Consider the following 20,241-nt stretch of genomic DNA (forward strand, 5'->3'; position numbering starts at 1 on the left):
GGCCGCGGTTTCACGTGAAACCGACGCTGATGCGGAGATCGCTGGTAGCGACGGAGCCGGCATTTACATGCACAACAGGGAGACCACGGCTGTCGCCACTCCTGACACCCACCACCAGGGGGACGCGCTGGCTGCGGAAGAGGCACTGGCTGCAGTAGTTTCACGTGAAACAGATGAGCGCACCGAGCTCGCCTCGGCCCTTCCTGCGGCCGGCGCCGACACTCCGTTGGCCCAAGCGGTGGCGGAGGACGCCCGCAAGCGGATCGCCCTGAGTGGGCGAGTCTTCCCCAAGCCGACCATGACCCGGGTCATGACGGTGGCGAACCAGAAGGGCGGCGTGGGTAAGACGACCACCACGGTCAACGTCGCCGCGGCACTGGCCCAGGCTGGGCTCACCGTGCTGGTCATCGACATCGACCCACAGGGCAACGCCAGCACGGCGCTGGGTATCGAGCACCACGCCGAGGTGCCGAGCATCTACGACGTGCTCGTCGACGGGACCCCGATCAGTGAGGTCGTGCAGGAGTGCCCGGACGTCTCGGGCCTGTTCTGTGCGCCGGCCACGATCGACCTCGCCGGCGCCGAGATCGAGCTCGTGTCGATGGTGGCCCGCGAGACGCGTCTGCAGAAGGCGATCGCTGCTTACATCGCGTCTGCCGACGAGCTGGGCCACGCGGTTCCGGACTACGTGTTCGTCGACTGCCCCCCGAGCCTGGGACTGCTCACGGTGAACGCCTTCGTGGCGGCGGATGAGGTGTTCATCCCCATCCAGTGTGAGTACTACGCGCTCGAGGGCCTCTCGCAGCTGCTCAAGAACATCGAGCTGATCAAGAACCACCTGAACCCCACGCTGCATGTCTCGACGATCCTGCTGACGATGTACGACGGTCGCACCCGCCTCTCGGCGCAGGTGGCGGAGGAGGTGCGGGCGCACTTCCCCCAGCAGGTGCTGCGCACCTCCGTGCCGCGCTCGGTCCGGATCTCCGAGGCGCCCAGCCATGGCCAGACGGTCATGACGTACGACCCCAACAGCAGCGGGGCCCTCTCGTACCTCGAGGCCGCCAGCGAACTCGCGGACCGCGGCGTGGCCGCGCGCGCCTCATGAGCACCAGCACCTCCAGCCCACCCCCGGCACAGGACAAGAAAGGCCAGCAGATGAGCGAGAAGCGTCGCGCCCTCGGGCGCGGGCTCGGCGCCCTGATCCCCTCCACCCCGGCAGGAGAGGGGGCTGCGCGGCCGGTCGACGTGTTCTTCAAGGACAACAGCGCTGCGGTGCAGGCGCGCTCGACCGTGCTGGCCCCGCCGGCCGAGGGGACGGATCCGTCGGAGGTGGCAGACCAGCTGGCCACCACGGAGCACCGGAGCACGCCAGGACAGTCGAGTGAGGTCGATGGCGCTGACACGCGCGCGGCCTCCGAGCAGGGGGCCGGGTCGGGGCGGTCCGACGGGGGATCCCTGAACGGCGAGGCCCCGGGGTCCGCCCTGGACGAGGCGTCGAGCGACGCGCCCACCGACGGTGAAGGCCTGGCACCGGTGCCGGGCGCGACCTACGCCGAGGTGCCGGTCACCGCCATCCGGCCCAACCCCAAGCAGCCGCGCAGCGTCTTCGACGAGGACGACATGGGCGAGCTCGTGCACAGCATCCGCGAGATCGGGGTCCTGCAGCCGATCGTGGTGCGCCCGGTCAGCGATGGCGAGGAGGGGGTCCGCTTCGAGCTCATCATGGGTGAGCGCCGGTGGCGGGCCACCCAGGAGGCCGGTCTGGAGACGATCCCCGCGATCGTCAAGGAGACCGAGGACGACGCCCTCCTGCGCGACGCCCTGCTCGAGAACCTCCACCGCAGCCAGCTGAATGCGCTCGAGGAGGCCGCCGCCTACTCGCAGCTGCTCGAGGACTTCGGCTGCACCCACGACGAGCTGGCTGGTCGGATCGGCCGCTCCCGGCCGCAGATCTCCAACACCATCCGGCTGCTCAAGCTCCCCCCGCTGGTGGCCCGCCGTGTCGCCGCCGGGGTGCTGAGCGCCGGGCACGCCCGCGCCCTGCTGGCCCTCGAGGACGCGGCGGCGATGGAGCGACTGGCACAGCGGATCGTGGCCGAGGGCCTCTCGGTGCGCAGCGTCGAGGAGATCGTCGCGCTCGGTGGCGACCAGGAGCGGGCCAAGCCGCGGCGTCCGCGTGCCGGCAGCCGTCACCCCCAGCTCGACGACCTCGCCGCTCGCCTGTCCGACCGGTTCGACACCCGGGTCAACATCGCCCTCGGCCAGCGCAAGGGCAAGCTCACCGTGGAGTTTGCCTCGGTCGAGGACCTGAACCGGATCGTCGACCTCTTGGGCATCGACCCTCGCGGCACAGCCTGATAGCACGAAAGGCATGAATCCCGGCGATTCTAGGGATAAATATCAGCAATAAACCAAAAAGAGGGCCCTTCCATCTCATGACTGAGATGCAAGGGCCCTCTTCTGCTCTCCGGCTGAGCCGCGGAGACGTTCCGCTCAGGCACCCCCACCCGAGGCCAGGTAGGCCCGCAGGTCGCCGAGTCGCAGCACACCCGTCGCGTTGGTGTCGTCCTCGCCGAGGTACATGCGCTGGAGGCTGACGAGGACAGCCTCGGCCAGGGTGTCGCGGAACGCCGGGTCGGCGAGGCGCGCGGCATCCTCCGGGTGCGAGAGGTAGCCGGCCTCGAGGCGGACGGCGGGCATGGTGGTCTGCTGCAGGAGGCGCCACGACCGTCCGTGCGAACGGCAGTTGGCCAGCCCCGTGCGCGCCACGATCTCGCGCTGCAGCAGGTCGGCGAGGTGCTCACCCACGGCGGACCACGCGGTGCGGCGGTCACGTCCGAAGAAGAAGCTCGCGACACCGCTGGCGTCCACGTGGTCGTGGGAGTCGCAGTGCAGCGAGAGCAGCACGTCGGCCTCGGCGCGGTTGGCGAGGGCGGCCCTCTCCTCGTCGCTCGGGCAGGTGCTCTCGGTGCGGGTGTAGACCACGGAGACGCCGATGGCGGTCAGTCGCCCCTCGATGCGCCGGGCGAGGTCGAGCACGAGGTCGGCCTCGCGGAGCCCGCTGCGGGTGGCGCCGGGGTCGTCGCCGCCGTGGCCGGGGTCGAGCACCACGGTCCGCCCACTCAGGCTGTGCCCGGAGCGGCGGACCCGTTCCTGCTCGCGCAGCACGGTGGCCGACCCGCCCGAGACGCTGCGGCGCAGGTCGGCGAAGGCGCGGAGGGTGTCGGGCCCCACGGATCCGTCGGCGGGCAGGCCGTAGGCGCGCTGGAATGCGCGAACCGCCTGCTCCGTGGATTGCCCGAACCGCCCGTCGACCCTCCCTGCGGCGAAGCCGAGCGTGTTGAGGCGCTCCTGAAGGGCGGCGACGTCCTCACCGTGCTGCAGGTGGCCGGGGGTGTGCAGCAGGATCCGGTCGCCGAGGGTCCACCGCGCACCGTCGATGGCCGAGAACGTCTCCGGGCCGACGATGCCGTCGACGATCAGGCCCTGGCGCTGCTGGAAGTCGCGCACGGCCCGCTCGAGTGCCTCGTCGTACAGCTCGTGGTCGACCTCGGGCCCGTCGAGGCTGGACCTGTCGGCCACGTGGGTCTGAGACAACGCCACGAGGCGGCGGCGCACGTCGGCCACGGCAGGCCCACGGCTGCCACGACGGAGCAGACCGTTGTTGCTGCTGGACACGAAGCCTCCTGGACAAGGGGCGCCCCACGCACGGTGGGCGACGGAAACGGGAAGAGCCTAGGCGAGGGCGGGCGGGCGGGCCAACCACGGAAACCCACCTGGCACGACGATGCCGGCCGCCCCGGGTGGGGCGGCCGGCATATGGGGGTGGGGCGGTGCTCAGCCGAGGTAGTCGGCCAGCTCGCGCACCAGCTTCGGCTTGGGGAGGGCACCGACCAGGGTCTTGACGACCTCGCCCTTGACGTAGACGTTCAGGGTCGGTATGCCGGTGATGCCGTAGCGGCCGGTGATCTCGGGGTTCTCGTCGGTGTTGAGCTTGACGACCTCGATCTTGCCGGCGTGCTCGTTGGCGAGCTCCTCCAGCACCGGGGCGACCGCGCGGCAGGGGCCGCACCAGGGTGCCCAGAAGTCCACCAGCACGGGCTTGTCGTTCATCAGGACGTCCTGGTCGAACGTCTTGTCGGTGGTCTCCTTGGTGGCTCCCACGGTGGGGGCTCCTCTCATTCGGTGTGGCGTCGGTTCGGAAGGTGAAAGGGGTGGCCCAGGGCCCGGGGCGAGTGTGTCAGCGGCTGCTGACAGCGCCCTCGAGGGGGTTCTCGGACTCGATGAGGGCGGCGTCGGTGGCGGGCTCGCCGGCCTCCTCGCGGGCGGCGAGGTAGCGCTCGGCGTCCAGTGCTGCCGCGCAGCCGGAGCCGGCAGCGGTGATGGCCTGGCGGTAGGTGTGGTCGACCAGGTCGCCGCAGGCGAAGACGCCCTCGACATTGGTGAGCGTGGTGCGGCCCTGCACCTGGACGTAGCCGGCGTCGTCGAGGTCGACCACGCCCTTGACCAGCTCGTTGCGCGGGTCGTGGCCGATGGCGACGAAGACGCCGGTGACCGGCAGCTCGCGGCTCTCGCCCGTGACGGTGTCGGTAAGCGTGACGCCGGTGACCTTGGCGTCGCCGTGGATCGCGGTGACCGCGCTGTTCCACGCGAACTTGATCTTGTCGTTGGCCAGAGCGCGCTGGGCCATGATCTTGGAGGCCCGCAGCTCGTCACGGCGGTGCACGAGGGTCACCGACCTGGCGAACTTGGTGAGGAAGGTGGCCTCCTCGACTGCGGAGTCGCCGCCACCGACCACCACGATGTCCTGGTCGCGGAAGAAGAAGCCGTCGCAGGTGGCACACCACGAGACGCCGTGTCCGGACAGGCGCTTCTCGTCGGGCAGGCCCAGCTCGCGGTAGGCCGAGCCCATGGCGAGGACGACCGCGTGGGCGCGGTAGGTGTTGCCCTCGGAGTCGGTGACCGTCTTGACCTCGCCCTGCAGGTCGACCGCAGTGACGTCGTCGGTGACCAGCTCGGCACCGAAGCGCTCGGCCTGGGCGCGCATGTTCTCCATGAGCTCGGGACCCATGATGCCGTCGCGGAAACCGGGGAAGTTCTCCACCTCGGTGGTGTTCATCAGCGCGCCCCCGGCGGTGACGGCCCCTTCGAACACCAGCGGCTTGAGGTTCGCCCGGGCGGCGTAGACCGCGGCGGTGTAGCCGGCCGGGCCGGAGCCGATGATGATCACGTTCCGGACGTCGGACACGTCGCTGCTCACAGGTACTGCCCCTTGTGGTCTGGGTGGTTGCGGACCGCAAGATGCGGTGCTGCTGGCTGAACAGAATCGTAGGGCCTGTTTGTTCCGTGCAGGCACGCGGCAGGCCGGGACACGGCCGGGTCAGGTGGGCGACGCGGCTGGTTCAGGGGACCGGCACCGGGCCGGCGAGCGGGGCGGGGCGCCCGATGGTGCAGGTGCGCTGCACCGCGTATGCCGTGCGGCCGCTCTCGGTGGTCAGGACCACCACCACCGCGGGGTGGCCGTCGAAGCTGCCGAGGTCGGCCAGGGCTGCCGTGAAGTGCCCGGTGGTGAGGGCCGAGAGGCAGGAGCGCAGGCCGGTTTCGGTGCCGATCGGGCCGATGGCGGGGGACTCCGCCCCCAGCGGCGGCAGCGTGACTCCCGGGTCGTCGAGCAGGGCCCGGGCCTGGTCGACGAAGGCGGAGGAGGTGTAGGCGGTGTTGGTGTGGTGGATGCTCACCACCGAGGTGGCCGACTGCGCCTCGCTGTCGGCACCGCCGCCCGCCGGGGCGCGGCCGGCCGCGTCGTCGGAGACCGCCTCCGAGGTGGACCCGCCGAACAGGGCGCCCACGTCCCCGGGCGCGGTGCCGGTGAGCAGCGAACCGGCGCCCAGCCCGATGACGGCGGCCGCCGCGGCAGCCAGGCCCGCGGTGCGCCACACCGGCGTGCGCCGGGAGGGGCCGGCTGCGTGCAGCGGCCGGGCGACCGGCCCCCGCTGCTGCTCGGCGGCGAGGCTGGCGGTGATCCGCGCGACCAGGTCGTCGGGCATCGGACCGGGGTCCGGCAGCGAGGACAGCAGGGCGCGCATGCCCGTGGGGTCGTCATCGGGGTCGGGTGGCCCAGGCGGCGTATGACGCAGGGTCACCACGACGACCTCCTGGGAGAGCGCTGTCCGGCCCCCGATGGGACCGGGAGAGCCGTCTGTCGACGGCAGTACTGACATGTGTACGACGTCACGGCGCCCCCGAAGGTTCCGCGACGTCCGTGACCGAGGGCCCCAGCATCGCGGCGAGGGCGGCACGGCCTCGGGCACAGCGGGACTTCACCGTGCCCTCGGCGACCTCCAGCACCGCGGCGGCCTCGGCGACCGGCAGCCCGTGCATGTCCACGAGGACGAGCGCCATCCGCTGGCCCTCCGGCAGGCGCGCCAGCGCCTCGCGCACGTCGATGCGGGTCTCGGCCTGACCCGTGGCGTCGCGGCGGTCGGGGAGGTCGTGCTCGGGGAGGGCGGCGACGGGACGCTCGCGCCGCAGGCGGTCGAGGCAGGCGTTGACGACGATGCGGTGCAGCCAGGTCGTCACGGCCGCGTCGCCCCGATAGGACTCCGCCCGCCGGAACGCGGCGATGAAGGCCTCCTGCAGGCAGTCGGCGGCCAGCTCGCGGTTGCTCGTGGTGCGCAGGGCGACCGCCCACATGCGGTCGCGGTGCCGGCGGAAGAGCTCGCCGAAGGCTTCTGGGTCGCCGGCGCAGTGCTGCGCCATGAGGTCCCGGTCGGTCCGCTCCCTCAGGGGGAGCTCCTCGCCCATGGCGGCCGTCCCGGGACCTTCCTACCGCACCGTGATCTCGGCGAGGGTGGCGCGGAAGCGACCACCGTCGACCTTGCTGACCTCGGTGAACCACACCATGACGTACTTGCCCGCCACCTCGGCGTCCTTCGCCGCGATGGTGACCTTGCCCTTCTTGCCCGTGGAGGTGCCGAGCTCGGTGGCGCTCTCGCGGTCGTTGTCCTCGCCGACGTAGACGGTGACGTCGGCTGCGTGCGGCAGCGCGAGGGTGACCTCCTTGACCTTGGCCGGCTGGCCGAGGTCGACGATCACGCCCACGCCGGGCTTGAGGCCACCGAGGTTGCTCGTGGCGTAGCCCTCGGAGCTCCAGAACGTGGAGGTGTCACCGTCGTAGACGCGCGGCGCCTCGCTGTTGCGCTCGCTGCCGTCGCCCTCGGGGTCGAAGCCGGTGGCCTTGAGGATGGCGAGCGGCTCGCCCGCCGGGTCGGTCGACGGCTCCTGGGTCGGGGTGTCACCCGGCGTGACGGTCTGGGCCGGCCCGGTCACCGTGACGGTGGGGCGGGGCGTGCTGCCCGACAGGTCTATGCCCGTGTTGGAGCCGAACTGCGAGACGCCCCAGAAGCCGATGAGGGTCGCCACGACGACGAAGGCCGCGATGATCGCCAGGGCCATCTTGGACTGGTCGCGCGTCGGTGCCGCAGCCGTCTCCGGAGGGAGCATCGGCAGCGGGGGCTCCACGTCCTCGTCCCCGGCGAGCAGGGCGTCCTCCAGGGAGACCCGGTTGCGCTCGGCACGCTCGTGGGCCTCCACGCGGGCCGCTCGCTTCTCCGCCGCCTTGTCGGCCGCGGCCCGCGCGAAGCTGCCGACCTTGCCGGCCGCTGCGCCGGCTGCCTGGCCCGCGGCCTGCCCGGCGGTGCCGAGCGCCCCGGCGACGGCAGTGGCCGCTGCTGCTGCGGTGTGCTGGTGCCCGGGCTCGCGGTCGCCCGCCGCAGCGTCGGCGTCCGAGTCGTCGTCCGAGTCGGAGTACGGGGCGTGGTCGGGCTGCACGGCGGGCCCGGGCGGGGGCGCCGGCGGAGCCGCCGCGCTGGCCCCGGAGCCGCTCCGGCCCGGCAGGGGGAGGGCGAGGGTCTTGTCGACGCCGCCGCTGGTGGTGGCGAGGTCGGCAATGGCGATGGGCGCGGTGCTGGTGCCGCCGAGGCCGCTGATCATGGCCCGGGACCACGGCGCGATCTGGGTCGCGAAGTCGCCGGGGGTGAGCGGGCCCTCGTCGTCGTTGAGCGTCAGGCGGCACAGCGCGTCGAGGTCGCCGGGCACCCCCGCAGCGATCTCCGAGGGCGCCGGCACGCCGCCGACCAGGTGGGGGGCGGCCTCCAGGCCCGGCACCCGGCCCGGGAGCGGCCACCTGCTGGTCAGCGCGGCATACGCAATGGCGACGACGCCCACGGCGTCGGTGCGCGAGGCCTCGGTGGAGCCCTGGTCGTCGACGCCGGCCAGGGCGGCGGCGGTGGCCAGCCCGGACACCTTGACGGCACCGTCACCGGTGCGCCACACCGAGGAGGGGGTGAGCTGGAGGTGGTGCAGCCCCCGGCCGCGGGCGGCTTCGAGCCCGGCAGCCGTCTCGCCCGCGATGCGGCGGGCCTCTTCCGAGGGCAGGCCGCCCTGCTCGAGGAGGTGGGTCAGCGTGTGCGCCTCGTGGAGGGCCTCCTCGACGAAGAAGGCGACGTCCTCGGACCGCCCGACGTCGAGGATGCGGACCAGTCGCTCGTTGTCGAGCCCGGCGGCTCGTCGGGCCGCGTCGAGGGCGGCATCGGCGTTGGGGTCGTCGGCGGCGAAGACCACCACGACGACGTCGCGCTCCAGCGTGGTGTCGTGCGCGGACCAGCGCTCGGCGCGCGGTTGCTGCTCGAGGCGGCGCTGGACGGCATACCGCCCTCCCAGCACCGTCGATGGTCCTACGCCGTGCACGCTGCCTCCTCGCTGGGGCCGGGTCGGTTCGCGTCGGTCGGGTGGCCTGGGTCGGGGTCCAGGCCAGCCCTGGTGGGTCTCCGGGCCGGCGTGGGGTCTGGGCGCGGCGCCCGGTGCCCGCTCATCCTAGGGTGTGCTGCCGGCGTCGCGACCACGGCGCGCGCGGACCCGGCGCAGCACCGGGTCGAGCAGCAGGCCGACCTCGTCGACGCGCAGCCGGTGGGCCAGCCACAGGGCCGTGAGTGCGAAGACCCCGCCGCCGACCAGGAGCTCGAGCAGGGCCCCGGTCCAGGTGGCGGCGTCGACGCCGGCCCGGTCCAGCCCCACCAGCACCAGCCAGCCGACGACGCCCGCGGCAACGGCCGCGGTCGCGAGGCGGGCGTAGGCCAGCACGGTGGGGCGAAGCCGCAGGGAGCCGAACCGGCGCCGGAGCAGGAAGAAGCCCACGAGGGCGGCGGCCAGGTTGCTGACGGTCTGGCCCAGGCCGACCACGATCCCTGTGCGCAGCGGGTCGACGAAGGCGGCCACGAGGTTCACCACGGTTGCCAGCAGCGTGACGATGATCTGCAGGTAGAAGGGCGTCTTGGCGTCCTCGAACGCGTAGTAGACGCGCTGGATGAGGTAGAGCCACCCGAACGGGACGATCCCGAGCATCATCGCGACCATCACCTCGGAGATCGCCTCTGCTGCCTCGGGGGAGTTGTCGTAGAACGCCACCCGGACCAGCTGCTGTCCGAGCAGGGCGACGCCGACGGTCGCCGGGACGAGGACCACCGCCGGCATGCGCAGCCCGCGGCCGAGGTCGGCGACCACTTCTCGGTCGTCCCCGCGGTGTGCCGCCTGCGACAGCCTGGTGAACAGGGCGGTCACGAGGGAGACCGTGACCAGCGAGTGGGGCAGCATGAAGAGGAGGAAGGCCAGGCCGTAGGCGAAGATGCCGGCACCCGTCTGGCCCCGCTCCTCGATGAGGTCGCCGGCCCGGGTCATCACTTTCGACGTGACGATGAAGCCGAGCTGGCTGACGGCCACGGCCGCGAAGGTCCACACCGCCACCCGGGACGCGGTGCCGAGGCCGGAGTCACGAAGTCCCCACGTGGGACGGTAGCGGAAGCCGATGCGCCGCAGCGGAATGACCAGGACCAGCGCCTGTGCCGCAACGCCGAGGGTGGCCGTGCCCGCGAGCACCCAGACCATCTCGGGCGTCCAGTCGCTGACCGGTGCCTCGCTCGGGTAGTTCGCCCTGAACCAGAGGAGGCCGGCGATCGCGACGAGGTTGGCCAGGGCGGGTGCCCACATGTATGCCGCGAACCGGCCGCGCGCGTTGAGGACCTGGCCGAGCAGCGTGTAGAGCCCGTAGAAGAGGATCTGCGGGAGGCAGATCGCGGCGAAGGCCGCCGCGAGGCCGAGCGCCTCGGGGCTCCAGTTCTGCGAGAACAGCCGCACGAGGAGGGGGGCCGCCGCGGTGACCACCACCGTGGCCGCGACGATGACGGCGAACGAGATGGTCAGCAGGCGGTTGACGAACTCGTGCCCGCCGTCGTCGTCCCGGAGCGCGGCCTTGGTGATCTGCGGCACCAGCACCGCGTTGAGCACGCCACCGGCCAGGAGCAGGTAGAACTGGTTGGGCAGGGTGTTGGCCACCTGGAACGTGTCGGCAGCCACGCCGATGCCCACGACACCGCCGAGCACCGCAGCCCTGACGAAGCCCAGCAGTCGGGAGACGACCGTCCCGGCCGCCATGACGGCGCTGCTGCGGGCCAGGCTTGCGTTGCTCATGCAGTTCCTTGCGAGGTCGGGAGGGGCTCGGCCGCGTTGACCGGTTCGGGCTTGCGGCGCACCGAGCGCCAGATGCCGAGCAGGAGGATGATCCCCGCGAAGCCGCCGAGGGTCCAGTAGACCCAGTCACCGGTCGGGGTGACCTGGACGAGCACGTCCGCTCCCTGGCCGATGACCGTTCCGTCGGGCGTGGTCAGCGTCGTGCGGATCGGCACCGGTCCGGCCGCGAGGGTCGTCACGCTCACGACGGCGGTGGCCCGGCTGTTCGCGCCGATGCGCATGACGGGCGGCTGGCTGTCGATGCGCAGCCGGGGGTTCGCCGGCTCCAGGGTCAGCTTGACGTTCTCCACCGCCACGTCGAGGTCATTGGTCACGGTGATCTGGAGGCGCCCGGTCTCGGCGAGGAAGTTGATGTTGCGTCGTGACACCTCGATGCTCGTGGTCGTCTCGCGGGTGGCGGCGGTGATCTGTGCGTTGAGCTTCGTCCACCCGGCCGGGAAGGCACGCCAGCGGCTGGACGCGAGCTGTTCGGCGGCCCTGCCCCAGGTGCGGGTGAAGGCGTCGCCGTCGTCTCGGATGAGCCCGACCCCGCGCACGATCTGCTCGCTCTCCTCGAGCTCGCGCAGCCGACGGGGTGTGAGCGTCGGCCGCTTCGTGGCGTACGGGTCGGCGGACGCGGTCGGCGTGCCCTGGGGCGTGGGGCGGGTGCCGACCTGCTTGGGCATGGGCACCGCCCGCTTGGCGTCGGCGAGCAGGGTGTTCGTGGTCACCGGCTCCAGCCAGGGGATGCCGTCCACGGCCTGGAGGAACGCGGCGGCGGCCGTGGGGTCGGGGTCGAAGGAACGGGGGGCCGCCACGAGCACCGACCTCCCCGAGGTGCCGGGCCGCTCGTCGAGGAGGGCGACGGTGTCGGCGATGAAGTGCTGCAGGCCGAGGGCGGCGCCGGCCGGGGAGCTGGTCTGCGCGAACAGGGCACTGAGGTCGTCGTCGTAGCCGAGCACCGGCAGGCCGTCGGCACTGCGGCGGTGGGCGTCCTGGGTGTTGCCCCCCAGCGGCAGCGTCGACTGGGCGGCCAGCTGCGCGCCCAGGCGGGGCTGCGAGGAGAAGAGCCGTCGCAGGGCGTCCTCCCGGGCGGCGGTGTAGCGCCCGTCGGCGGGCCAGGCGACGTCGGCGCGCCCGTCGAGCGCCCGGGCGACCCCCGATGAGCGGCCGATCAGGTCGGCCATCAGCCCGGACGTCGCCCCGGCATCGGCGACGGCGGCGACGTCGGCGTCGGTGTCGGGCAGCACCCACGGCGAGTGCTGGGCCGCTGCGCCGCGGATCCGCTCCTCGACGGCCGACCGCAGGGCTGCCTCGTCGGTCTCGCTGTCCGGTCCCGACGACAGGGGCTCACCCGTGTCGTCGGGCAGCAGGCTCGGCACCAGGGTGGGGTCGAGCGCCCACGTGACCGGCGCCGACTCAGTGGACTCGACGACGCGTCCGAGCCGGGAACCGGTCCCCAGCGCCTTTTCCCACGCGGCGTCGCGGGCCGGTCCCTCGGGGCCGAAGAGCTCCGGGTCGGCGTCGAGGGTGAGCGGCACGACCCAGCCGAGGCGCAGCGGCTGGTACTGCTTCTGGCGCTGGTAGCCGGCGAAGGTGCGCAGGCTGCTGCCGGCCACCTCGACCGAGAGCGGGAGCGCGCCGTAGGTGGCCTGTCCGAGGCCCGCGGCGCCCTTGACGTTCACCACGAAGTCGGCGGTGCCCCCGGCCGGCAGGGAGGACCCCAGGGGCGTGCGCCCGACCTCCCGGCCCTGGGCGGGGCCCTGGGCCGCGGCCCAGCTGTCGACGGCCTCGCGGGTGGGCAGGGGCTGCTCGCCGAGCACGACCCGGGCCACCGGTCGAGGGACCGCGGAGGTGCCCCGGTTGCTCACGGTGCCGCGCACGGTCACCGTCTGGCCGGGACCGGCGATCGTCGGCGAGACGGAGGTGAGGCTGATCTGCAGCCGCGAGTCGGCGGCCGGCGCCCCCGGCAGGTCGGCCGCCGCCGGAGCAGCGGCCGCTGGAGCAGCGGACGCCTGCACGGCGCCCATCCCGAGCGCAGGGAGAAGCAGAGTGACCACGGTGAGCGCCCGGCATACCCCGAGCCCCCGCATCACTCGCTCCCGGACAGTCGCTGCCATGCCTGTCGGGCGATGCGCCGCTCGTTGGGAAACGTCAGGTGCCGGTGCGCCTCCGCGAGCGGCAGCCAGGCCACGTCGATGGCCTCCTGGTCGGGGTCGTTCTCGATGGTGAGGAAGCCTCCGGTGGCCTCGAGCAGGTAGTGGTGCACGTACTTGTGGACGCGCTTGTCGCTGGTGGCGAACCAGTAGTCGATGGTCCCGAGCTCGGTGAGCACCCGGCCCTCGATGCCGGTCTCCTCGGCGACCTCGCGGGCGGCGGCCTCGGCCAGGGTCTCGCCGTCCTCCATGTGGCCCTTGGGCAGGCACCACTCGATGCGGCCGGCGCGGTTGCGGCGGGCGATCACGGCGATCCGGGCGGTGCCCTCGAAGACGTCGACGATGATCCCGCCGGCCGAGCGCTCCTCCACCGCGGGCAGCCGGCGGGTGATCCGCTCGGGGTCGCGCGCGGGGGAGGTCATGGCGGTCACTCTAACCAGCGTTCCTCGACAGTCACCTCTGCGGCGCGGCCCCCGCAGGCCGGCCGGTGGCGTCCGGGAGCGCCGGATCCGTCACCTACCCTTGTCTCTCGTGTCCTCGCCCAAGCCCCCCACCGCGCTGCTCCAACAGGCGGTCGCCCACCTGGCGCCCGTGGTGCCGCTGCTGAAGGAACTGGGCGAGCTCTTCACCTCCGCCGGCCACGAGATCGCGCTGGTCGGAGGCCCTGTCCGTGACGCCTTCCTCGGGCGCACGTCGCCGGACCTGGACTTCACCACCAGCGCGGGCCCGGAGCAGACCCAGGCTCTGCTCGCCGCCTGGGGCGAGACCCACTGGGACATCGGCAAGGAGTTCGGCACCATCGGCGCGCGCCGGGACGGGGTCACCGTAGAGGTCACCACCTACCGGGCCGACGCCTACGACCGCCAGACCCGCAAGCCGGTCGTCGCCTTCGGCGACAACCTCGAGGACGACCTGGTCCGGCGTGACTTCACGATGAACGCGATGGCGCTGCGACTGCCCTCGCTGGAGTTCGTCGACCCGTATGCCGGTCTGGTCGACCTCGCGCGGAGGGTGCTGCGCACTCCCGGCCCGCCCGACGTGAGCTTCGCCGACGACCCGCTGCGCATGATGCGGGCGGCCCGCTTCGCGGCCCAGCTCGGCGCCAGCCTCGACCCCGGCGTCGAAAAGGCCATGCGGGAGCGTGCGCAGACCCTGGCCATCGTCTCGGCCGAGCGGGTCCGCGACGAGCTCACCAAGCTGGTCCTCGCCCCCCAACCCCGTGAGGGCCTCGAGGTCCTCGTAGACACCGGCCTGGCGGCGCAGATGCTGCCGGAGCTGCCGGCCCTGAAGCTCGAGGTCGACGAGCACCACCGTCACAAGGACGTCTACGAGCACTCGCTCACCGTGCTGGAACAGGCCATCGCGCTCGAGGGTCCGCCCGACGGACCCGAGGACTCCGTTCCCGGTCCCGACCTGGTGCTCCGGCTCGCCGCCCTCCTGCACGACATCGGCAAGCCCCCGACGCGACGCTTCGAGCAGGGCGGCGGCGTGAGCTTCCACCACCACGAGGTGGTGGGGGCGAAGATGGCCGCCAAGAGGCTCAAGGCGCTGCGCTACGACAAGGAGACCGTCAAGGCGGTGGCCCGGCTGGTGGAGCTGCACCTGCGCTTCCACGGGTACGGCGAGGGGCAGTGGACCGACTCGGCGGTGCGCCGCTACGTGACCGACGCCGGGCCCCTGCTGCAGCGCCTGCACCGGCTGACCCGCTCGGACTCGACGACCCGCAACCAGCGCAAGGCCCAGCGGCTGTCCCGCACGTACGACGAGCTCGAGGCCCGGATCGCCCGGCTGCAGGAGCAGGAGGAGCTCGGCAGGGTGCGCCCCGAGCTCGACGGCAACCAGATCTCCGAGACGCTCGGCATCGAGCCCGGCCCCCTGCTCGGACGCGCCTACAAGTACCTGCTCTCCGTGCGCCTCGACGAGGGGCCGATCGGGGAGGACGCGGCCCGCGAGCGGCTGCTGCAGTGGTGGGCCGACCAGCCGGAGTCGCGCGCCGGAAGCGTGGGCTGACCCTCCGCCGCAACCCCGCCAGGTGCCACCGGGGACCGTGTCACGTGTGCGGGACTTTCTCCCTATTGACCCGATGTGGAAGGCTGTGGCCCCGGCAGGCCCGATGGGGAGTGCTCCCCATGTCGGGGCGGGGGAGACGTCCATACCCTTGGGCGGGCCACGAACAGCAGGACGACGTGGGCCGCAGACCACCAGGTGCGAGGGAGGAACACCGCCATGAGCGCAGCCGTCGCGGGCGCCGCGGCCGAGGCGTCCGGTGCCCAGACGCTGGCGTATCCCAGCACGCAGTTCCCCGGTCCGCCGACCGTGTCGATCGACATCCCCGGCTCCTGGTCGCCCGTGCGCGTGGCCGGCACGCTGCTCGCGGCCCGGCGCACGTCCTCCGCCGGCGCCTTCGCCCCCAACGTCGTGGTCCGCGGCTTCACGCGCTCCGGCCAGTTCACCATCGGACGCGCCCTCGGTGAGCTCCAGGCCTACGTGGCCCGGCAGCAGGACGGAGAGGTGGAGTCCCCCTTCGAGGTGGAGATCGCCCGGGTGCCCTTCGTCGGTGTCAACGTCTCCTGGACCGACGACACCATCGGCGACGTCGTCCAGGCCCACCTCTTCGCCGGCGCCCGCCGCGGACAGGTCGTCGACCTCCTCCAGGTGACCGGGTCGGTGGGTGGCCCGGACGCCGAGGCCGAGTACCCCGAGATCCAACAGGTGATGCAGACCGTGCGAGTGAGACGCTGATGGCCCCGAGCATGGCCCTGCGGGCCGGTGCCGCGACCGATGTGGGCCGGGTTCGCCAGCACAACGAGGACAGCCTCCTCGCCGAGGGCTCGTTGTTCGTCGTCGCCGACGGCATGGGCGGGCATGCCGCCGGTGAGGTGGCCAGCGGCATCGTCGTGGAGACGATGGCAGGCCTGGTCGGCCGGGACCGTCTGCGGCCCGAGGACGTCGTGGCGGCGCTCGCCGAGGCCAACCGCGCGATCCTGCACTCCGTGGCCCGCCACCCCGAGCGGACCGGCATGGGCACCACGGCCACCGGCCTGGCCGTCGTGACGGCAGGTGGCAGCGACCACTGGGCCGTCTTCAACGTGGGCGACTCACGGGTCTACCGCCTCATCGACGGCGAGCTCAGCCTCGTGACCGTCGACCACTCCGAGGTGCAGGAGATGGTCGACGCCGGGCTGATCACGGAGCAGGAGGCCGCCCGGCACCCGCTGCGCAACGTGGTCACCCGTTCGCTGGGCACCGAGGCGATGCCGACACCGGACATCTGGGTCTTCCCGCCCCACCCCGGGGAGCGCTTCGTGATCTGCTCCGACGGCCTGTCCAACGAGCTCGACCGCCAGCAGATCCAGCAGGTGCTCACCCAGCACGACGACCCGCAGCAGGCGGCCGAGGCGCTGGTGCGCGCGGCGGTCGACGCGGGCGGTCGCGACAACGTGACGGCCATCGTGGTGGCGCTCGACGCGGGTGAGGACGAGGGCTTCGACGTCGACACCGCCCCGCGGAACGGAGTGGGGTCGTCGGTGTGAGCAGCATGGACGTGACCGTCCAGGAGCAGCGGGGGTGGACCGTCCTCGTCGCTGCCCGGCTTCATGTCCTCGTCAGGTGGGACGCCGCGGCCCCCGGCCTCGAACGCCTGCGCCGGGCAGTCTCCGAAGGCGACGTCGACGAGGTCCTCGACGCCCTCATGACCGCAGGCGTCCGCCGGGCGCCCGACTTCGTGGCCGTACAGGAGGGCCTACCGGCCCGCATCGTCGCGCGTGGCAGCGCGTATGCCGTGGTGTCCGGCCCCACGGGCGAGGTCACGGTGCGCGCGGCGGGACGCGGGCCGTGGACCGACGAGGACGCCCCGCACGGTGCCCGGAGCATCGGACTGCACACGGGGGAGCCGGAGCCCCATCCGGTGGAGCAGCCGGTGGAGCAGGCGCCGGCGCCCTCCGGGTGGCGGTTGCCCAGCCGACTCGGGCGCGGCCGGGCCACCGACGGCGAGCCGGCAGCCCCCGCTGCGGCAGGGGCTGACGAGGTGGAGGAGCTGCCCAGCTACGACCACCTCTTCGGCGCCACCCAGCACGGAAGACCCGACCCCGCGGTCCCGCACTACATCGAGGCCCACGACACGGACAGCCTCTCCGAGCCGGGCATCGGCCAGGCGCCGGTCGCCGCGGCTGGGGGGTTCAGCGCCCCGGCGCCGCAGGCCGACCAGACCCTGCCGCCGCCCGACGACACCGAGCGCGCCCGTCCCGCTGCGCTCCGGCCGGCCGTTTCCCCGGCGCCGCCAACCGTGCCGACCGGGCCTTCGGCCCCTGCGGTGCCTACCCCGACGCCGGGTGCCCTGATCGACTCCGTGCCCTGGCGCAGCGGCGGGAGCAACGTCGCCCCGCCGGAGCCGGCGCGACATCAGCCCGCGCAGCCGCCGGTCCGTCCGGCACCCGTGCGCCCGGCCGGGGTGCACACCCCTGCGCCGGCCCCCACCCTGCGCCCGATCGGCCCGCCGCCGTCCTCCCCGGAGGCACCGCCCGCGGCCGCAGCACCGCCCGCTCCCGCGGCGCCCCCTACTGCAGGGGTGTCCCTGGGCGACCTCGACGACCTCGACGACGCCGAGGCCACCGTCGACCGCAGCGCCCTGCTCGCGGCTGCCCAGGCCGAGTCCGGACCCCTGGTCGCCGCCGTCCTCTGCCCGGCGGGACACCCCAGCCCCCCGCACGCGGGCACCTGTCGCTCCTGCGGACGCGAGATCCCCGTGCAGCAGCCGTTCCAGACCGCGCGCCCGCCACTGGGCGTGCTGCGGCTGGCCACCGGCGACGTGGTCGCCCTCGACCGCGGGGTGCTGCTCGGCCGCTCGCCCAAGGTCAACGCAGGCCTCCCGGCGGCCGAGCGGCCGCACCTCGTGCGGGTGCCCAGCCCGGAGAACGACATCTCGCGCAACCACCTCGAGGTCGTGCTCGAGGGCTGGCACGTGCTCGTGCGCGACCTCGGCTCCACCAACGGCACCACGGTGGCGCTGCCCGGCCAGGTGCCGGTGCGGCTGCGTCCCGGCGACCAGCAGGTCATCGAGCCCGGCACCATCCTCACGATGGCCGACGAGGTCAGCCTCACCTTCGAGGTGGGCCCGTGAGCGCGGCGGTCCCCCCCGACATCCCGGGCCTGGTCTACGTCCAGCCGGTCGGCTCGGGCGGTTACGCCGACGTGTTCCTCTACGAGCAGCAGATGCCGCGCATGCCGGTGGCGGTGAAGGTGCTCAAGGGCGAGGGCCTGACCCCGGCGATCCGCCAGCAGTTCACCGACGAGGCCGACACCATGGCCCAGCTCGGCGACCACCCCTACATCGTGCAGGTGTTCCGCGCCGACACCGCCGCCGACGGCCGGCCCTACCTCGTCATGAAGTACTACCCGCCGCCCAACCTCGCGGTGCGGGCTCGGCGGGAGCGCTTCACCGTCGAGGAGGTGCTGCGCACCGGCATCCAGCTCGCGAGCGCGGTCGAGACGGCCCACCGGGCCGGCATCATCCACCGCGACATCAAGCCGGCCAACGTGCTGGTCAGCCAGTACGGCGCCCCGGGCCTGACGGATTTCGGCATCGCGGGCCAGCTCGGTCACCGGGGTGGGTCGGAGGACGACGGCGACGACGTCGGCGTCTCAGTGCCGTGGGCCCCGCCCGAGGTGCTCTTCGGCCAGAGCAACGGCGACGCGCGTGCCGACGTCTACTCCCTCGCGGCCACGCTGTGGCAGCTGCTGGTGGGACGCTCTCCCTTCGAGGTGCCCGGCGGTGACAACACTGCCTACGCGCTCATGCCGCGGATCCGCTCCACACCGGTGCCGGCGACCGGGCGCGCCGACGTGCCGGTCTCCCTCGAGCGCCTGCTCGCCCTGGCGATGGCCAAGGACCCGGCTGCCCGTCCGACCAGCGCCCTGCAGTTCGCCCGGGCGCTGCAGGAGATCGAGCAGGAGCAGCGCTTCCACCGCACCGCAATCGTCGTGCTCGACGAGCAGGGGCAGACCACCCTCGCCGGCCACAGCGGCCCCCGACCCGACGACGGCGACGACGACCGCACGCGCGTGCGGGCCCCCAAGGCGGTGCAGGCGCAGGCGCCGGCCCCCACCCGGCCCAGCCCCCCGGCATACCCGGCCCCGCTCTCGGGGGCCACCACGATCCCGGCGGCCGGCCGGGTCACCGCCCACACCGGCAGCACCGCGGCGCCGCGGCACGACCTGCCCCACGACCTCGCCGACGAGGGCACCGTGCGGGTTGACCGCAGCCGGGCCCGAGCGACGACGGACGAGCAGGCCATGCCCGATGCGACGCTCGGCGAGCAGCAGCAGCACGAGATCCGGCCAAGCGTGCTGCTCGGGATCGTCGGCGCCATGGTCGCCGTGCTGGTGGCAGTCACCGTGTGGGCGGTCACCCGCGGCGGCGACATCCCGACACCCGGGCCGTCCCAGACCACGGTGGCAGGGCCGGTGGAGGACGACCCGTTCGACGTACCCCAAGTCCCCGAGATCGCGGCCAGGGGCACGACCGGCGGAGTCGCCTTCTCGTGGACCTACTCCGGAGCCCAGAAGGGCGACACCTTCCGCTTCCGGTGGGCGAGCGAGGTCGGCCAGCTCGAGGAGGCGAAGTTCGGCCCACCGCTGGCCACCTCGAACACGGTGGTCAAGGTGGCCGAGGGAAAGAAGGTGTGCGGCCAGGCGCGGGTCATCAGGGGAGGCCAGCAGACGAACTGGTCGGAGCCGCAGTGCGAGAGGGCGGGGTAGCCATGGGTGTGACGGTCGACTTCTGCGGTGAACTGTTCGTGGCTGACCCGGCGGAGCCGCTGACCATCGGGCGGACGGGCGACATCGAGATCGACGACAACCCGTACCTGCACCGCACCTTCCTGCAGGTCGTCGAAGAGGGCGGCCTGTGGTGGCTGGCCAACGTCGGCTCGACGCTCACCGCAACTGTCGCCGACCAGAAGGGGCTGTTCCAGGCCTGGCTCAGCCCTGGCGCACGGATCCCGTTGGCCCTGGAGCGGTTCACCGTGTGGTTCACGGCCGGCCCCACCACCTACGACCTCGAGCTCATCGTCGACAGCCCGGCCTTCACGTCCGTGGCGCCAGACCCGGTCGAGGACGACCGCACCGGCGAGACGACCGTCGGCCGGGTGTCGTTCACACCAGACCAGAAACTGCTCATCGTCGCGCTGGCGGAGCCGTTCCTGCGCCGGGGGCAGGGCGGTGCGACGCAGATCCCGTCCTCTGCCGATGCGGCCCGCCGACTGGGCTGGAAGGTGACCAAGTTCAACCGAAAGCTGGACAATGTGTGCCAAAAGCTCGCGGATGCCGGTACGCGTGGGCTCCACGGGGGGCCGGGCAAGCTCGCCAGCAACCGGAAGGCGCGGCTCGTCGAGCACGCGCTCTCCACGAGGCTGGTGACGGAGGCGGATCTGGTGCTGCTCGACGACGAGCAGGTCGTTGGGGGAAGCGACGAAGGGGAGCAGTAGTCGTGGGGACTGTGGCAGGTCGGAAAGTGGGGGTCGCG

At 72.9% G+C, this 20,241-nt stretch carries 17 protein-coding genes; 8 read left to right on the plus strand and 9 right to left on the minus strand.

What is annotated here, in order from left to right:
- The first annotated feature begins 67 nt into the window (after positions 1-67).
- Together P2F65_RS08925 and P2F65_RS08930 are read left to right on the plus strand one after the other, a co-directional pair.
- Positions 68-1,105 (plus strand): ParA family protein, encoded by a 1,038-nt coding sequence (locus P2F65_RS08925; RefSeq protein ID WP_275806108.1) that lies wholly within the window; start codon positions 68-70, stop codon positions 1,103-1,105.
- A gap of 50 nt (positions 1,106-1,155) precedes the next feature.
- Positions 1,156-2,358 (plus strand): ParB/RepB/Spo0J family partition protein, encoded by a 1,203-nt coding sequence (locus P2F65_RS08930; protein ID WP_275806109.1) that lies wholly within the window; start codon positions 1,156-1,158, stop codon positions 2,356-2,358.
- 135 nt (positions 2,359-2,493) lie between these two features.
- Here the strand turns inward: P2F65_RS08930 and P2F65_RS08935 are convergent, their stop codons facing one another.
- The 9 genes from P2F65_RS08935 to P2F65_RS08975 form a co-directional block, all read right to left on the minus strand.
- On the minus strand, positions 2,494-3,678 hold the full coding sequence (locus P2F65_RS08935) for an N-acetylmuramoyl-L-alanine amidase (RefSeq protein WP_275806110.1): 1,185 nt from the start codon (positions 3,676-3,678) through the stop codon (positions 2,494-2,496).
- Positions 3,679-3,837: 159 nt separating this feature from the next.
- The gene (gene trxA / locus P2F65_RS08940) at positions 3,838-4,164 is read right to left on the minus strand and encodes a thioredoxin (protein ID WP_091759046.1); all 327 of its coding nucleotides are present in this window, start codon (positions 4,162-4,164) and stop codon (positions 3,838-3,840) included.
- 76 nt (positions 4,165-4,240) lie between these two features.
- Positions 4,241-5,260 carry a thioredoxin-disulfide reductase gene (gene trxB, locus P2F65_RS08945; RefSeq protein WP_275806111.1) on the minus strand — a complete coding sequence of 340 codons (1,020 nt, stop codon included), beginning with the start codon at positions 5,258-5,260 and terminating at the stop codon, positions 4,241-4,243.
- Between the two features lie 142 nt (positions 5,261-5,402).
- A complete protein-coding gene (locus P2F65_RS08950) occupies positions 5,403-6,146 on the minus strand; it encodes a hypothetical protein (protein ID WP_275806112.1) in 744 nt (247 codons plus the stop codon).
- An 85-nt stretch (positions 6,147-6,231) separates the two neighbouring features.
- On the minus strand, positions 6,232-6,804 hold the full coding sequence (sigM, locus tag P2F65_RS08955) for an RNA polymerase sigma factor SigM (RefSeq protein WP_275806113.1): 573 nt from the start codon (positions 6,802-6,804) through the stop codon (positions 6,232-6,234).
- Positions 6,805-6,825: 21 nt separating this feature from the next.
- Entirely contained in the window at positions 6,826-8,748 is a 1,923-nt protein-coding gene (locus P2F65_RS08960; RefSeq protein ID WP_275806114.1) for a hypothetical protein, read from the minus strand.
- Between the two features lie 126 nt (positions 8,749-8,874).
- Positions 8,875-10,524 carry a murein biosynthesis integral membrane protein MurJ gene (murJ, locus tag P2F65_RS08965; protein WP_275806115.1) on the minus strand — a complete coding sequence of 550 codons (1,650 nt, stop codon included), beginning with the start codon at positions 10,522-10,524 and terminating at the stop codon, positions 8,875-8,877.
- The gene (locus tag P2F65_RS08970) at positions 10,521-12,683 is read right to left on the minus strand and encodes a DUF6049 family protein (protein ID WP_275806116.1); all 2,163 of its coding nucleotides are present in this window, start codon (positions 12,681-12,683) and stop codon (positions 10,521-10,523) included. The genes murJ and P2F65_RS08970 overlap by 4 nt, the downstream gene beginning before the upstream one ends.
- Positions 12,656-13,141 carry an NUDIX hydrolase gene (locus tag P2F65_RS08975; RefSeq protein ID WP_275806117.1) on the minus strand — a complete coding sequence of 162 codons (486 nt, stop codon included), beginning with the start codon at positions 13,139-13,141 and terminating at the stop codon, positions 12,656-12,658. The genes P2F65_RS08970 and P2F65_RS08975 overlap by 28 nt, the downstream gene beginning before the upstream one ends.
- Before the next feature lie 109 nt (positions 13,142-13,250).
- Here P2F65_RS08975 and P2F65_RS08980 point away from each other — a divergent pair, with 109 nt between their 5' ends.
- The 6 genes from P2F65_RS08980 to P2F65_RS09005 all read left to right on the plus strand — a co-directional run bounded on the left by P2F65_RS08980 (position 13,251) and on the right by P2F65_RS09005 (position 20,203).
- Positions 13,251-14,729, plus strand: coding sequence for a CCA tRNA nucleotidyltransferase (locus P2F65_RS08980; protein ID WP_275806118.1), 1,479 nt, complete (start codon positions 13,251-13,253; stop codon positions 14,727-14,729).
- A gap of 216 nt (positions 14,730-14,945) precedes the next feature.
- Positions 14,946-15,461, plus strand: coding sequence for a hypothetical protein (locus P2F65_RS08985; protein WP_275806119.1), 516 nt, complete (start codon positions 14,946-14,948; stop codon positions 15,459-15,461).
- Positions 15,461-16,252, plus strand: a complete 792-nt coding sequence (locus P2F65_RS08990) for a PP2C family serine/threonine-protein phosphatase (protein WP_275806120.1) — start codon at positions 15,461-15,463, stop codon at positions 16,250-16,252. Before P2F65_RS08985 ends, P2F65_RS08990 begins: the two co-directional genes overlap by 1 nt.
- Before the next feature lie 5 nt (positions 16,253-16,257).
- Positions 16,258-17,838 (plus strand): FHA domain-containing protein, encoded by a 1,581-nt coding sequence (locus P2F65_RS08995; protein ID WP_275807360.1) that lies wholly within the window; start codon positions 16,258-16,260, stop codon positions 17,836-17,838.
- Positions 17,835-19,475 (plus strand): serine/threonine-protein kinase, encoded by a 1,641-nt coding sequence (locus P2F65_RS09000; protein WP_275806121.1) that lies wholly within the window; start codon positions 17,835-17,837, stop codon positions 19,473-19,475. Before P2F65_RS08995 ends, P2F65_RS09000 begins: the two co-directional genes overlap by 4 nt.
- A gap of 2 nt (positions 19,476-19,477) precedes the next feature.
- A complete protein-coding gene (locus P2F65_RS09005) occupies positions 19,478-20,203 on the plus strand; it encodes a hypothetical protein (protein ID WP_275806122.1) in 726 nt (241 codons plus the stop codon).
- The last annotated feature ends 38 nt before the right edge of the window (positions 20,204-20,241 follow it).

The sequence above is a fragment of the Knoellia sp. p5-6-4 genome (genome assembly GCF_029222705.1).
Classification (GTDB): Bacteria; Actinomycetota; Actinomycetes; order Actinomycetales; family Dermatophilaceae; genus Pedococcus_A.

What these genes read in the sequence shown, in the direction of transcription:
- P2F65_RS09005 (WP_275806122.1), top strand. Translation starts at nt 19,478, where the DNA reads ATGGGTGTGACGGTCGACTTCTGCGGTGAACTGTTCGTGGCTGACCCG.
- P2F65_RS08975 (WP_275806117.1), bottom strand. Translation starts at nt 13,141, where the DNA reads ATGACCTCCCCCGCGCGCGACCCCGAGCGGATCACCCGCCGGCTGCCC.
- P2F65_RS08970 (WP_275806116.1), bottom strand. Translation starts at nt 12,683, where the DNA reads ATGGCAGCGACTGTCCGGGAGCGAGTGATGCGGGGGCTCGGGGTATGC.
- sigM (WP_275806113.1), bottom strand. Translation starts at nt 6,804, where the DNA reads ATGGGCGAGGAGCTCCCCCTGAGGGAGCGGACCGACCGGGACCTCATG.
- P2F65_RS08990 (WP_275806120.1), top strand. Translation starts at nt 15,461, where the DNA reads ATGGCCCCGAGCATGGCCCTGCGGGCCGGTGCCGCGACCGATGTGGGC.
- P2F65_RS08930 (WP_275806109.1), top strand. Translation starts at nt 1,156, where the DNA reads ATGAGCGAGAAGCGTCGCGCCCTCGGGCGCGGGCTCGGCGCCCTGATC.
- P2F65_RS08925 (WP_275806108.1), top strand. Translation starts at nt 68, where the DNA reads ATGCACAACAGGGAGACCACGGCTGTCGCCACTCCTGACACCCACCAC.
- P2F65_RS08985 (WP_275806119.1), top strand. Translation starts at nt 14,946, where the DNA reads ATGAGCGCAGCCGTCGCGGGCGCCGCGGCCGAGGCGTCCGGTGCCCAG.
- murJ (WP_275806115.1), bottom strand. Translation starts at nt 10,524, where the DNA reads ATGAGCAACGCAAGCCTGGCCCGCAGCAGCGCCGTCATGGCGGCCGGG.
- P2F65_RS08995 (WP_275807360.1), top strand. Translation starts at nt 16,258, where the DNA reads ATGGACGTGACCGTCCAGGAGCAGCGGGGGTGGACCGTCCTCGTCGCT.